The sequence below is a fragment of the Nocardioides cavernaquae genome, assembly GCF_003600895.1.
Classification (GTDB): domain Bacteria; phylum Actinomycetota; class Actinomycetes; order Propionibacteriales; family Nocardioidaceae; genus Nocardioides; species Nocardioides cavernaquae.
In genome coordinates this window covers 2,016,785-2,030,500 of the sequence record NZ_QYRP01000002.1, presented here as the reverse complement: position 1 = coordinate 2,030,500, position 13,716 = coordinate 2,016,785, and the positions used below count along the sequence as shown (strand labels likewise).

Here is a 13,716-nt window from a genome sequence, read left to right as displayed (position 1 = left end):
CGCCGAGAAGTCAGGTTTGGTGTGCCGAAAGGTCAACCTTGGCGGGCCGAGACGTCAATTCGGGCGGCGCCGCGATCAGTACAGGTCGGGCAGCCGCACGCGCGCTTCGTCGGCCTCCTGATCGGTGGGCATCCGCTGGCTCTCGCGCTCGGCCTCGACCCGCCGCAAGTAGTGGTCCACCTCGGTCGCAAGCCGCTCCGCATCCCACCCCAGCCGCTCGCCCATGAGCCGCGCCACGTGCGGCGCGGCAGCCACACCCCGGTCAAACATCTCGATCGAGATCCGAGTCCTCCGCACGAGTACGTCGTCGAGGTGGCGCGCTCCCTCATGGGTCACGGCGTAGACCACCTCGGCGTCGAGGTAGTCCTCGGCACCCGGGACCGGCTGGGCGAGCAGACGGTGCTTCGCGATCAGCTCGAGCACGTCGTCGATCCGGCCGCCGTAGCGGTTGAGCAGGTGGTCGATCCGCGCCACGTGCAGGCCAGCACGCCGCGCAAGCATCACGCGCTGGTTGGCCCGCGTCTCGTAGCCCTCCGCGCCGAGCAGGGGCACCCGGTCCGTGATCGAGTCGCGGATGACGGCCGACCCGCCGCTGCGCAGCGAGTGGCTCGCCGCGTCGACGGCATCCTTGGCCATCACCCGGTACGTCGTGAGCTTGCCGCCCGCGATCATGACCAGGCCCGGCACCGGCGTGACCACCGTGTGCTCGCGGCTGATCCGGCTGGTCGGCTCGGACTCGCCCGACAGCAGCGGCCGCAACCCGGCGTACACGCCTTCGACGTCGTCGTGGTCCAGCGGCTCGCGCAGGATCTCGTTGACATGGTCGAGGATGTAGTCGATGTCGGCGCGACTGGCCGCCGGGTGCGCGCGGTCGAGGTCCCACGGGGTGTCGGTGGTGCCGATGATCCAGTGGCGGCCCCACGGGATCACGAAGAGCACCGACTTCTCGGTGCGCACGATGAAGCCGGACTCCGACCGGATCCGGTCACGGGGCACGACCAGGTGGATGCCCTTGCTCGCCTTGACGTGCAGCGAGCCACGGCCGCCGACGAGCTCCTGGATCTCGTCGGTCCACACGCCCGCGGCGTTGACGACGACGCGGGCCCGGATCTCGAACGCGACGTCCTTCTCGAGGTCGAAGGCGCGCACGCCGACGACCCGCTCCCCCTCGCGGATGAACCCGATGCACGCGGTGCGGGTGGCGATCTGTGCGCCGTGAGCGGCTGCCGTGCGGGCGACGGTCATGACCAGACGCGCGTCGTCGACCTGTGCGTCGTAGTACTGGATGGCGCCGGCCAGCTTGGAGGCCTTGAAGTCCGGGGCGATCCGCGCGACCGCCTTGCGGCTCAGGTGCCGGTGCCGCGGCAGACCCATGTCGCCACCGTTCTCGGCGAGGGCTCCGAACTTCGCCATCGCGTCGTAGAGCGCGAGGCCGGCGCCGACGTAGGGCCGCTCCCACACCCGGCGCGTCAGCGGGTAGAGGAACGGCACGGGGCGCACCAGGTGCGGGGCGAGCCGCGTCAGCAGCAGGCCGCGCTCGTGCAGAGCCTCCTTGACCAGCGCGAAGTCCATCATCTCCAGGTAGCGCAGACCGCCGTGGATCAGCTTGGAGCTGCGGCTCGAGGTGCCGGACGCGAGGTCGCGCTGCTCGATCAGCCCGGTCGTCAGCCCGCGGGTGACCGCGTCGAGAGCGACGCCAGCGCCGACGATGCCGCCGCCGACGACCAGGACGTCGAGCTCGTAACCGGAGGCTGCATCGAGCTGCTGGAGCGCCACATCGCGGGCGTCGGGACTGAGCGCGGAGGCCGTCATGCGCCCACTATGCCCAACCTGGCAAGAGATTGGGCACATTGAGCGATTACTCGACGACGATCTCGACCCGCTGGAATTCCTTGACGTCGGTGTAGCCCGTGGTCGCCATCGAGCGCTTGAGGGCGCCGATCAGGTTCATCGTGCCGTCGGCGACGCGGGACGGGCCGAGCAGGATCTCCTCGATCGTGCCGACCGTGCCGAACTCGACGCGCTCGCCACGCGGCAGCTCCGCGTGGTGCGCCTCGGTGCCCCAGTGGAAGCCGCCACCCGGCGCGTCCGAGGCCCGCGCGAACGGAGAGCCGACCATGACCGCGTCGGCGCCGCAGGCGATCGCCTTCGCGATGTCACCCGAGCGGCCGATCGAGCCGTCGGCGATGACGTGGACGTAGCGGCCACCGGACTCGTCAAGGTAGTCGCGACGAGCCGCGGCGACGTCGGCAACCGCGGAGGCCATCGGCACCGCGACACCGAGAACGGTGCGGGTGGTGTGCGCAGCACCGCCACCGAAGCCGACGAGCACTCCGGCGGCACCGGTGCGCATCAGGTGCAGCGCAGCGGTGTACGTCGCGCAGCCGCCCACGATGACCGGGACGTCGAGCTCGTAGATGAACTCCTTGAGGTTCAGCGGCTCCGCCTGGCTGCTGACGTGCTCCGCCGACACCGTGGTGCCGCGGATGACGAACATGTCGACGCCCGCGTCGACGACGCACTTGGCGAACTCCTTGGTCCGCTGCGGGCTCAGGCTGCCCGCGACGGTCACGCCGGCTGCGCGCATCTCGCGCAGACGGGCGGTGATCAGCTCGGGCTGGATCGGCTCGGCGTAGATCTCCTGCATGCGCCGGGTCGCCTGGAGGCCACGAAGACCGGCGACCTCCTCGAGCAGCGGCGTCGGGTCGTCGTACCGCGTCCAGAGGCCCTCGAGGTTCAGCACGCCGAGACCGCCGAGCTTGCCGAACGCGATGGCGGTGGCCGGGGACATCACCGAGTCCATCGGCGCGGCGACAACGGGGATGTCGAAGCGGTAGGCGTCGATCTGCCAGGCGACGCTGACTTCCTCCGGATCGCGCGTGCGCCGCGAGGGCACGATCGCGATGTCATCGAAGGAGTACGCCCGCCGGGCCCGCTTCGCCTTGCCGATCTCGATCTCAGTCACGGGCGAAGCCTACCGGGAAACGACGACGCCCCTGGTGCCCGTCGCGGGCAGCAGGGGCGTCGCGCGACGCGTGCCTCAGCGAGCTGAGTAGTTGGGCGCCTCGACGGTCATCTCGATGTGGTGCGGGTGGCTCTCCTTGAGCGACGCCGACGTGATCCGGATGAACTTGCCCTTCTCCTGCAGGTCCGGGACGGTGCGCGCGCCGACGTAGAACATCGACTGCTGGAGGCCACCGACGAGCTGGTGGGTGACGGCACCGAGCGGACCGCGGTAGGCCACCCGGCCCTCGACGCCCTCGGGGACGATCTTGTCGTCGCTGGCGACCTCGGCCTGGAAGTAGCGGTCCTTGGAGTAGGACTTCTTGCCGCGGCTCGACATCGCGCCGAGCGAGCCCATGCCGCGGTAGGCCTTGTACTGCTTGCCGTTGTGGAAGACGACCTCGCCGGGCGACTCCTCGCAACCGGCGAGCATCGAGCCGATCATCACGGTGGACGCCCCGGCGACGAGTGCCTTGGCGATGTCGCCGGACTGCTGGAGGCCGCCGTCGGCGATGACGGGTACGCCGGCCGGGGCTGCCGCGAGCGTCGCCTCGTAGACGGCGGTGACCTGCGGGACACCGCAACCGGTGACGATGCGGGTGGTGCAGATCGAGCCGGGGCCGAACCCGACCTTGACCGCGTCGGCACCGGCGTCGACGAAGGCCTGGGCGCCCGCGCGGGTCGCGACGTTGCCGCCGATGACCTGGACGTGGCGGGTGGCGGGGTCGGTCTTGAGGCGCCTGACCATGTCGAGCAGCAGGTGGACGTGACCGTGGGCGGTGTCGGCGACGAGCACGTCGACACCGGCGTCGATCAGCGTGGTGGCGCGCTCCCAGGCGTCGCCGAAGTAGCCGACGGCGGCACCGACCAGCAGGCGGCCGGCCGCATCGCGCGAGGCGTCGGGGAACTGCTCGCCCTTGACGAAGTCCTTGACCGTGATCAGGCCGGCGAGCTTGCCCGCCGGGTCGACGAGCGGAAGGCGCTCGAGCTTGTGCTGACGCAGCAGTGCGGTGGCGTCGTCCCGGGAGATCCCGACCGGGGCGGTGACCAGCGGCATGTGGGTCATCACCTCGTCGACCTTGGTGGTGGCCCACTCCGCGACCGGGGTGAACCGCAGGTCGCGGTTGGTGATGATGCCCAGGAGCCGGTTGTCGACGTCGATGACCGGGAGACCGGAGACGCGGTACTCGCCGCAGATCGCGTCGAGCTCCTCGAGCGTGCGGTCGGGCGTGATGGTGACCGGGTTGGAGATGATGCCGGTCTGGGTCCGCTTGACCAGGTCGACCTGGTAGGCCTGCTCCTCGGTCGACAGGTTGCGGTGCAGGATGCCGATGCCGCCCTCGCGGGCCATGGCGATGGCCATGCGCGACTCGGTCACGGTGTCCATGGCCGCAGAGATCAGCGGGACCTTGATGGAGATCTCACGAGTGAGCCGCGACGTGGTGTCGATGTCGGCCGGATTGAGGCCCGACTCCCCCGGCAGCAGGAGTACGTCGTCGTAGGTCAGACCCAGGGCGGCAAACTTGTCGGGGAGCTCCATTCGCCCATTCTAGGGGCGCGATCCCAGCGCTCCGAACGTGGATCGGGTCACATGGACACGCGCCCGGCACTTGCAGGATCAGACGCTGAGCGGCTTCAGGTCACGCACGGGGATCCGGACCGTGAGCTCGTCCGCCGCCATGCGGATCCGTCCACGCAGACCGGCGGCCAGCACCATGGGCAGCACCGCCTGGTTGTCAGCGCGCGTGGTCAGCACGATCTCGCCCGAGCTCTGGCTCGCGGCGAGCCGCGCGACGTCGGTCAGCAGCCGGGTGCCGATGCCACGGCGCTGCCAGGCCGGGTCGACGCTGAGGTCGACCTGGCGCAGTCCGGGCTCGACGGTCTCGGCGCGCAGGCGTGCGAGGCCGACCGTCGTGCCTTCGACGACAGCGACGACCGCGTCGCCGTCCACGAGGTAGTCCGGCGATGCCCCGGCGCCGAGCCGGCGGCCGGGTGACGGCACCTGGAACGGGGCCGCTGCCTTGACCCGGGCGAGCACGTCGCTCACGAGGTCGGCCATGGCCGCACCACGGGCGTGCTCGGTGGCTGTGAACGGTGCGGTGCGCCGGACCTGGACGTGGACGTCACCGACTGTCATCTCCATGACGTCCTGGACGGCAGCGAGACCACCCGCCACCGGGTCCGACTCCGCATCGAACAGCCTTGCGACAACCTCAGGGAAGGACGCGGGCTGGGCGAGGATGTTTCGTGCTGCCTGCACGTAGCGTGCCGGCTGGTCGACGAGCGCGTGCTCGGTGCACTGGGCACCCGAGACGTTCTCACCACCGGAACCCTCGATCAGCTCCGCGATCTCCGCGAGGCCCCATCCTGACGGCGTGCGCAGGACGAGCTCGTCAGTCACGGACTCCACTCCGGGGAAGATCTGCAGGCCGAGGATGTTCACACCTGACGCACCACAGTTCTGCGCAAGAACAGCGAGTGCTCCCGGGCGATCGGGAAGGGTGGTGCGAACTCTCCACAGCATGACGTGCTCCCTCGAGATGGCTTGTGACCTGGGAACACTGTGACAAGCCAACATTTCCCGATGGGTTCAGTCGTGTTTCACCCAGGTCAACGCTCAAAGCCACGTCGCCACGGCGCGACTTCGGTGTCGACAGATGCGGGCGTCGTTGCCCCGCGGCCGGGACTGACCTCCGGCGTCCAGCCGGGTGGGCCGAAGACATAGCCCCACCGCTCGCGCCAGGTGCGCGCGTGCCGCACCTGGCCCGCGATGCGCGCGAACGCGCCGTACTCGAGCTTGATCGGGTTGTAGGTCTCGACCGGCACGGTCAGGCCGTACGTCGGGCGGCGGATCTCCGCCTGGAACGTGCCGAACATGCGGTCCCAGATGATCAACATGCCGGCGTAGTTCTTGTCGAGGTACTCCGGGTCGGAGCCGTGGTGCACGCGGTGGTGCGAGGGCGTGTTGAAGACGAGCTCGATGGGCCGCGGCAGCTTGTCGATGAGCTCGGTGTGCGTGCAGAACTGGTAGATCAGGCTGATCGAGAACGCGGCGTACGCCGTCCAGGGCGCGAAGCCGAGCAGCGGGATCGGCAGGAAGAAGACGAAGTCGAACCACGGGTTCCACTTCTGACGCAGCGCGGTGCCGAAGTTCATGTAGACGCTGGAGTGGTGCGACTGGTGGGCCGCCCAGCCGATGTTGGCGCGGTGCACGAAGCGGTGCGTGCAGTAGAAGGCAAGGTCGAGCGCGATCAGGACGGCCGGCCAGTACCACCACGCGCTCGTGTCGAGGTGGAACGGCGCAACGTTCAGGAAGACCCACTGGTAGACGAAGAACGTCGCGATCTTGAAGACCGTCAGCCACACCAGCGAGCCCAGGCCCATCGAGATCGAGGTCCAGAAGTCGCGCATCATGTAGCCGGTGCGCGGTCGCTCCCCCGCCGCGATCCCCTCCTCGGGGCGGGTCAGCGCGATGGCTTCGAGGATCAGTGACAGCAGGAAGAACGGGATCGCGTAGGTGATCGGGTTCTTCGCCGGGTCGAGCAGTGGGGCGAGGTCGTACATCGTGCTCCTCCGGGTATATGACTTATGAGTAAGTTACCTCAGGTTCATATCCCTCGCTAGAGTGCATTCCCGTGACCTCCTCGAAGCGACCCAACGCCGGCACCAAGGGCGTCGCACGCCCCGAGCGCGAGGCCCAGATCCTCGCCGCAGCCTGCCGCGCCTTCGGCGAGCGCGGGTACGCCGCGACCTCGGTCGCCGACGTCGCCGAGGCGGCCGGCATCTCCAAGCCCCTGATCTACAACTACTTCGGCTCGAAGGACGGCCTGCACGTTGCGTGCGTCCGGCACGCGAGTGCGGAGCTGACCGCCGAGATCGAGCGGACCGCCCACACCGAGACAACCGGCCTCGCGCGCGCCGTGATCACCCTCGACGGGATGTTCCGCAGACTGGCTGATGAACCGTGGCTGTGGCAGGTGGTCCAGGACCCCACCGCGCCGGACTCCGCGATGCGTCAGGAGATCGAGACCGACGAGCGCCGGGTCCTCGCCTTCGCCCGCGAGGCCGTCACCGAGCTGATGGTCGGCAGCGGCGACACCGATCCGGTCGACGTGGACCTCATGCTCGCGGTCTGGGAGAGCGTGTTCCGCACGCTGGTGAGCTGGTGGGTCGACCACCCCGGTGAGACCCCGGAGCAGATGACGCACCGGTGCCTCCGGCTGATCGCAGCGGCGAGCACCAGCGCCACCGGCGGCTGACCCACGTCGACACGTCGCAACCTCGACGTCGACACGTCGCAACCTCGACGTCGACACGTCTCGACCTCGACGTCGAGACGTCGCGACTTCGAGGTCGAGACGGCGCTTCGTGCCGGAAATACGCAAACCCGGCGCAACCACGAAGGTTGCGCCGGGTCAGCGGTGAATCCAGCGCCGTGTCGACGCTGAGGTCGCGCCGTGTCGACGTGAACCTAGCGCCGTGTCAACGAGTCACGAGTGGATCAGTGACCGTGTCCGTGACCGTGACCGCCAGCAGCAGGCACGTCATCCTCGTCGACGGGCTTCTCCACGATCAGCGTCTCGGTCGTCAGCAGCATGGCCGCGATCGAGGTGGCGTTGACCAGGGCGGAGCGGGTGACCTTGACCGGGTCCAGGACGCCCTGGGCGACCAGGTCGCCGTACTGGCCGGTGGCGGCGTTGTAGCCGTTGCCGACACCGAGGTCGCGGACCTTGGTGGTGACGACGTAGCCGTTCTCGCCACCGTTCTCGGCGATCCAGCGCAGCGGCTCGTCGGCGGACTTGCGGACGATGCGGACACCGATCGCCTCGTCACCCTCGAGCCCGAGGTCGTCGGAGAGCACGGAGACCGCGTGGATCAGGGCAGAGCCACCGCCGGCGACGATGCCCTCTTCGATGGCGGCGCGCGTCGCGGAGACGGCGTCCTCGATGCGGTGCTTCTTCTCCTTGAGCTCGACCTCGGTGGCAGCGCCGACCTTGATCACGCAGACGCCACCGGCCAGCTTGGCCAGGCGCTCCTGCAGCTTCTCGGTGTCCCAGTCGGAGTCCGACTTCTCGATCTCCTGCTTGATCTGGTTCACACGACCGGCCACGGCCTCGTCGTCGCCGGCACCGTCCACGATCGTGGTGTTGTCCTTGGTGGCAACGACACGACGGGCGCGACCGAGCGACTCGAGGCCGACCTGGTCGAGCTTGAGGCCGACCTCGGGAGAGATCACGGTGCCGCCGGTCAGGATCGCGATGTCCTGCATGACCTGCTTGCGACGGTCACCGAAGCCAGCGGCCTTCACCACGAGGGTGTTGAACGTGCCGCGGATCTTGTTGACCACCAGCGTCGACAGGGCCTCGCCCTCGACGTCCTCGGCGATGATCACGAGCGGCTTGCCGGTCTGCATGACCTTCTCGAGCACCGGGAGCAGGTCGGCGAGCGCCGAGACCTTGCCCTGGTTGATCAGGATGTAGGGGTCGTCGAGGACGGCCTCCATGCGCTCGGCGTCCGTGACGAAGTACGGCGAGGTGTAGCCCTTGTCCCACTGCATGCCCTCGGTGAACTCCAGCTCGGTGCCCATGGTGTTGGACTCCTCGACCGTGATCACGCCGTCCTTGCCGACCTTGTCGAAGGCCTCGGCCAGCAGGTCGCCGATCAGGCTGTCGCGCGACGAGATCGTCGCAACCGACGCCATGTCCTCGCGGGACGCGACGGGACGAGCAGCCTCGCGCAGCGCCTCGCCGACGGCGGTCGCCGCAGCGTCCATGCCGCGCTTGAGGCCCATCGGGTTGGCACCGGCCGCGACAGCGCGCAGGCCCTCGTGCACCATCGCCTGGGCGAGGACGGTCGCGGTCGTCGTGCCGTCACCGGCGACGTCGTTGGTCTTGGTCGCGACCTCCTTGGTGAGCTGCGCACCGAGGTTCTCGAACGGGTCGTCCAGCTCGATCTCACGGGCAACGGTCACACCGTCGTTCGTGATGGTCGGCGCGCCCCACTTCTTGTCGAGGACGACGTAGCGACCCTTCGGGCCGAGCGTCACCTTGACGGCGTTGGCGAGCTTGTCGACACCGCGCTCAAGGCTGCGGCGGGCGTTCTCGTCGAACTCCAGGATCTTGGGCATTGCTGCTCCTACTACTCAGGGCTATTCAGTGAAGAACAAGGAAAAGCGCAATGCCGAGCCCGCACACGCAGGTGCGGGCCCGGCATCACGAAGCAGAACGGACGATCAGCCGATGACGGCGAGCACGTCGCGCGCCGACAGGATGAGGTAGTCGCCACCGGCGTACTTGACCTCGGTGCCGCCGTACTTGCTGTAGATGACCTTGTCACCGACAGCGACGTCGAGGGGGACGCGGTTGCCGTTGTCGTCGATGCGACCCGGGCCGACAGCCAGGACCTCGCCCTCCTGGGGCTTCTCCTTGGCGGTGTCGGGGATGACCAGGCCGGAGGCCGTGGTCTGCTCGGCCTCGACCTGCTTGATGATGATGCGGTCCTCGAGGGGCTTGATGTTGATCGACACGATCAACCTCCACTTTCCACGTTGGCGGGTTCGGAGGACGGTCGTCCTCACGGAAGTCTTCGCCTGCGATCAGTACGCCGTCGCGGGGGTCGCACCGCGTCGCAAGCGCTGGCACACTCACGGGGAGAGTGCCAGAGCAGACGTTAGCACTCACCTCAAGTGAGTGCCAGAAGTGCAACCTTGCGCCGTGTCGACGCCAACCTTGCGCCGTGTCGACACCAACCTTGCGCCGTGTCGACGGTCAGCAGGCGGACCAGAGTCCCTTGCCGGCCCTTCGGGCGGCGGCCTCGGCCGAGCGCATAAGGTCGATGTAGCGGTCGTTGGGACGGAACAGCACGGCGCGCGCGTAGCCGCGGCGTACCAGACGGAGGTTCACGAAGACGCCGTCGGCATTCCACACGTAGAGCAGCGCCCGGTCGTAGCGATCACGCAACTCGCGGTCGGCGACGACCCACGCCACGCTCCCCCGCGGCAGCAGCCGCTCGGTCGCCTGCGTGGCCCGCAGCGCGAAGCACTCGACGGGCAGGTCCGGGTCCTTCGACTCCGGGGTGTCGATCTCGAGCAGGCGGACGCTCTCGAGCGCACCGACAGCGAGTACGCCGCGGCGCAGCGCCCGCACGGCCACCGTGTCACCGTCGCTGACCCACGCCACCTCGACCCGTTGCGCACCACGGGGAATCGCGGGCGGTCGAACGGTCGCCGGAGTTGCCACCACCGAAGCGGGTGCCGCTGACTGACGCGGTGGGACGACGTCGGTCGTGGCTCCGCATCCGGTCACCAGGAGCGCGCCGGCAAGCAGCGCACCGATCAGCGACGAGGGACCCCGGCGCATGGCGTCGTGCACGGGGCGAGGTGCTCGGGTCAGCCGCAGATGAACAGGATGCAGGTCTGGGTCTTCGTCGGCGTGGGCGACTGGGACGGGGTAGGCGCCTGCGAGGTCGGGGTCGGCGTGGACCCGCCACCACCGCCACCACCGGCACCGCCGGTCGAGCCGCCGGTCGAACCGCCACCGGCCGCGCTGGTCTGCACCGGCTTGGGGGTGGCGGTCTTCGTCGGCTTGGGTGCCTGCAGGGTCGGCGTCGGAGCGAAACTGATGCCGTTGATCAGCTGCGACTGCAGGGCCGTCGGCAGCTCGCTGATCTTCGACGTGGGGATCGTGGTGACCTTGCCGTTGGGGAGAGTGACCGTCGCCGACGGCGCTTCGTCACCGAGCTCGTAGATCGTGTGCTCGCCCGGCTTCTGCGGACCCGACGCAGGATCACCCTGGGACATCGTCACCTTGATGCCGATGATCACCAGGAGCAGCACGAACGGGAGGGCTGCGAGCAGCCTCCATGCAGAACCCCACGGCTTGGACATGGAGTCCATCATGCCGCCATTCGCGCCGCACGGGGAATCAATGTCCCCAATTGCGAGCAACGCCACGTAGCCACACGCCCAGCCCGGCGAGCTAGCCAGGCGCCCTCTCCAGGCGCAGGACGACCTCGTAGTGGTCCGTGTTCGGGAACATGTCGAGCAGTCGCCCGGCCACCGGCCGCAGCGACGGCATCGCGGCCAGGTCGCGCGCCAGCGTGGTCGCGTTGCAGCTCGAGTAGACGACATGGTCCACCGGCGCGGACTCGAGCCAGGTGGCCAGCTCCGGTCCGATCCCGCGACGCGGCGGGTTCACGACCACGAGGGCCTTGCCCGCATCCACACCGGCACCCGATGCGCCGAGGGAGGCGAGCCAGGATGCCGCGTCGCCGGCGTCGCCCGCCTCGAAGCGCACGTCGAGGCCGGCCTCTGCCGCCGTCAGCCGAGCCCCCGCGATCGCCTCAGCGCTGATCTCGACCCCGAGCACGCGCCGTGCGCGCGCGGGTGGTCCAGCAGCGTGCAGCGCGAAGCCACCCACCCCGCAGTAGAGATCGAGCACCGCATCGGGATCGACCTCGTCGATCCACTCCTGCGCCTGCGCATAGAGGGCAGCCGCCATGGCCGTGTTGGTCTGGAAGAACCCCTGCGGACGCAGGTGCAGCGCAAACCCGTTGACCCCCATCGTCAGGGTCGGGTCGCCGGCGAGCAGGATCTCCTGCTCCCCCTCGAGGATCGCCTTGTGCTCGGGCTGGAGGTTGACGCTGACCACCCGCACCTCCCCCAGCGCAGAGAGCAACGACGGCAGGTGCTTGCGGATGCGCGCGACCGGCTCCTGCGAACGCAGCACGAACCGGACCATGAGCCCGCCGTCCGGGGACTCGGTCACCAGCAGGTGCTTGAGCTCGCCACGACGCTGCTCGACGTCGTACGGCGTGAGGCCGGCGCGGGTGACGAACCCGGCGAGCACCGGGAGCGCGGCCACGATGCCCGGGGTGTGGAGTGCGCAGTCGCGGAGGTCGACGCCCTCACCCGAGGGACCGAGGATCCCCAGCGTCGGCGAGCCGACGGCCCCGGCGACGACCATCTTGGCCTTGTTGCGGAACCCGGACTGGGTGCTGGCGACAGGAGGCAGCCAGGGCAACGGCGGGAGCAGCGCCTCGACGGCAGCCTGCTTGCCGGCCAGCTGCGCGGCGTACGGCGTCTGGAGGAGCGAGCAGGACCGGCAACGCCAGGCGTCGAAGTGGTCGCACTGGAGCAGGCCCGTGGCCAGACCAGACGCGGCCAGACCGGGATCAGAGGACACGCGCTCGCTCCTTGACCTCGTTCCACGCGAACCGCTGGCGCAGCGTGGGACCGCTCGGCACGCCCTCGGTCTCGCGCGCCCAGTCGACGTAGCCGGCGTAGCTCCCGGGGCTCCCGTCCGCGGTGAGATAGCGCGCAACGATCGCGACGACCTCCTCGTCGGTCCAGCGGCGCGACGTCGAACGCGTCTTGTTCGTGGCGACCCCAGCGGCTTCGCAAGCAGCGTTCCAGGACCCGAGCCGACGGATGACGAGGGTGCCCGAGGCACAGTCGCGATCGCCCGCCTTGCGCCACGCGTCGTACGCCGTGACGGGGAGCGGAGCGCCCACCTCGGCAGCCGCCGTCCGGACGGCCTCGAGGAGCTGGTCGTCGGTGAAGGTCGGGGCGCGCACGCCCCCATCATCCCGCGTGCGAGGCACCGCCGGCGGTCCGCCCACAAAGCAGCGTGCCAACATCACTGCGCGGAGACGCTGGAGACTCGTACTCTTCGACCGTGGGCAACAGGACTTCCACCACACCATCGGTGTGGTCGCGCGGCGTGATCGCTGCGCTTGCGGTCGTCGTCGTGCTGCTCCCGATCATTGGCCTGAAGCTGATCGGCGACGATCCCGAAGAGGTCGCGACGACCGGGACCGTGACGCTCACGAGCGGCCACCGACTCCTCTTCCTCACCGCGCGGCACGTCGCGACCATGCCCCTGGACAGCAACGGGATGGCGACGGTCGCCGAGCTCGAGTGCGACCGCGTGTACGCCGCTGCCGGCACCGGGCTGTGCCTTCGCAAGGCCAGCGCGGTGGCCTGGTCCGCGACGCTCCTCGACCGCAACCTCGGGCCTCAGGGCGCCTACCCGGTCGACGGCACGCCGAGCCTGGCCCAGCTCTCGCCGAGCGGACGGATGGCGGCCTGGACCTCCTTCGTCACCGGCACCTCCTACGCCAGGAACCCCGCCACCCAGACCACCGTGCTCGACACGAAGGGCGGGGCGGTGAGCTACCCGGTCGAGTACGCCGCGACCATCGAGGGCAGGCCGGTGAAGGCCAAGCCCTCCGAGCGCCAGGTCTGGGGCGTCACCTTCGCGGACGACAACCGCTTCTACGCCACCCTGCTCGTGGACGGCGAGCGCTGGCTCGTTGCCGGCGACATCGGCCAGCGGACCCTGCGCGCGATCGCCCGCAACGTCGCCCTGCCGTCCCTGTCCCCCGACGGCACCCGGATCGCGTTCCTGCGGGCCACCGACGACGACCCGGGCAAGGGCTGGCGCCTGTGCGTCCTGCGTCTCGACAACCGCCGGGTGATCGCGATGGCGGACTCGCGCAGCATCGAGGACCAGGCGATCTGGCTGGACGACCGCACCCTGGCCTACACCGCCCGCAGCGACAACGGGTCCCCCTCGATCTGGACCGTGCCGGCCAACGGAGGCGGCCGGCCCTCCCTCCTGCGCGACAACGCAGAATCCCCGGCAGTCCTCTGAGCTTGCGCCCACCGCACCACCGGGGATCCGCGTGACGATCAGACCTGACGTGCGTGATCTG

Annotated in this window: 13 protein-coding genes; 2 read left to right on the top strand and 11 right to left on the bottom strand. The window is 69.4% G+C overall.

The genetic code is table 11. From position 1 onward, the window contains the following. Window positions 1-75 precede the first annotated feature (75 nt). The 5 genes from D4739_RS09900 to D4739_RS09880 form a co-directional block, all read right to left on the bottom strand. Entirely contained in the window at window positions 76-1,812 is a 1,737-nt protein-coding gene (locus D4739_RS09900) for a glycerol-3-phosphate dehydrogenase/oxidase (protein WP_120060465.1), read from the bottom strand. Between the two features lie 46 nt (window positions 1,813-1,858). Continuing rightward, window positions 1,859-2,965 carry a GuaB3 family IMP dehydrogenase-related protein gene (locus D4739_RS09895; RefSeq protein ID WP_120060464.1) on the bottom strand — a complete coding sequence of 369 codons (1,107 nt, stop codon included), beginning with the start codon at window positions 2,963-2,965 and terminating at the stop codon, window positions 1,859-1,861. Window positions 2,966-3,040: 75 nt separating this feature from the next. Next, window positions 3,041-4,543 carry an IMP dehydrogenase gene (gene guaB / locus D4739_RS09890; RefSeq protein ID WP_120060463.1) on the bottom strand — a complete coding sequence of 501 codons (1,503 nt, stop codon included), beginning with the start codon at window positions 4,541-4,543 and terminating at the stop codon, window positions 3,041-3,043. Between the two features lie 78 nt (window positions 4,544-4,621). Continuing rightward, window positions 4,622-5,527, bottom strand: coding sequence for a GNAT family N-acetyltransferase (locus D4739_RS09885; RefSeq protein WP_120060462.1), 906 nt, complete (start codon window positions 5,525-5,527; stop codon window positions 4,622-4,624). Between the two features lie 86 nt (window positions 5,528-5,613). Next, a complete protein-coding gene (locus D4739_RS09880; protein ID WP_120060461.1) occupies window positions 5,614-6,567 on the bottom strand; it encodes a sterol desaturase family protein in 954 nt (317 codons plus the stop codon). 71 nt (window positions 6,568-6,638) lie between these two features. Between D4739_RS09880 and D4739_RS09875 the strand changes: the two genes are divergently transcribed. Further along, window positions 6,639-7,262 (top strand): TetR/AcrR family transcriptional regulator, encoded by a 624-nt coding sequence (locus D4739_RS09875; RefSeq protein WP_120060460.1) that lies wholly within the window; start codon window positions 6,639-6,641, stop codon window positions 7,260-7,262. 242 nt (window positions 7,263-7,504) lie between these two features. On the opposite strand, the gene groL is transcribed toward D4739_RS09875, so the two are convergent. From groL to D4739_RS17040, 6 genes are all read right to left on the bottom strand, one after another. Continuing rightward, a complete protein-coding gene (groL, locus tag D4739_RS09870; RefSeq protein WP_120060459.1) occupies window positions 7,505-9,130 on the bottom strand; it encodes a chaperonin GroEL in 1,626 nt (541 codons plus the stop codon). Window positions 9,131-9,235: 105 nt separating this feature from the next. Further along, the gene (gene groES, locus D4739_RS09865) at window positions 9,236-9,529 is read right to left on the bottom strand and encodes a co-chaperone GroES (RefSeq protein ID WP_120060458.1); all 294 of its coding nucleotides are present in this window, start codon (window positions 9,527-9,529) and stop codon (window positions 9,236-9,238) included. Window positions 9,530-9,770: 241 nt separating this feature from the next. Continuing rightward, a complete protein-coding gene (locus tag D4739_RS09860; protein WP_147384868.1) occupies window positions 9,771-10,361 on the bottom strand; it encodes a thermonuclease family protein in 591 nt (196 codons plus the stop codon). Window positions 10,362-10,390: 29 nt separating this feature from the next. After that, window positions 10,391-10,888 (bottom strand): hypothetical protein, encoded by a 498-nt coding sequence (locus tag D4739_RS16870; RefSeq protein WP_182920366.1) that lies wholly within the window; start codon window positions 10,886-10,888, stop codon window positions 10,391-10,393. Window positions 10,889-10,979: 91 nt separating this feature from the next. Next, window positions 10,980-12,185, bottom strand: coding sequence for a 23S rRNA (uracil(747)-C(5))-methyltransferase RlmC (gene rlmC / locus D4739_RS09850; RefSeq protein ID WP_238473599.1), 1,206 nt, complete (start codon window positions 12,183-12,185; stop codon window positions 10,980-10,982). Further along, window positions 12,175-12,576 (bottom strand): homing endonuclease associated repeat-containing protein, encoded by a 402-nt coding sequence (locus D4739_RS17040; RefSeq protein ID WP_220699266.1) that lies wholly within the window; start codon window positions 12,574-12,576, stop codon window positions 12,175-12,177. The genes rlmC and D4739_RS17040 overlap by 11 nt, the downstream gene beginning before the upstream one ends. A 101-nt stretch (window positions 12,577-12,677) precedes the next feature. Between D4739_RS17040 and D4739_RS09845 the strand changes: the two genes are divergently transcribed. Beyond that, window positions 12,678-13,655, top strand: coding sequence for a TolB family protein (locus tag D4739_RS09845; protein WP_147384866.1), 978 nt, complete (start codon window positions 12,678-12,680; stop codon window positions 13,653-13,655). Window positions 13,656-13,716 lie beyond the last annotated feature (61 nt).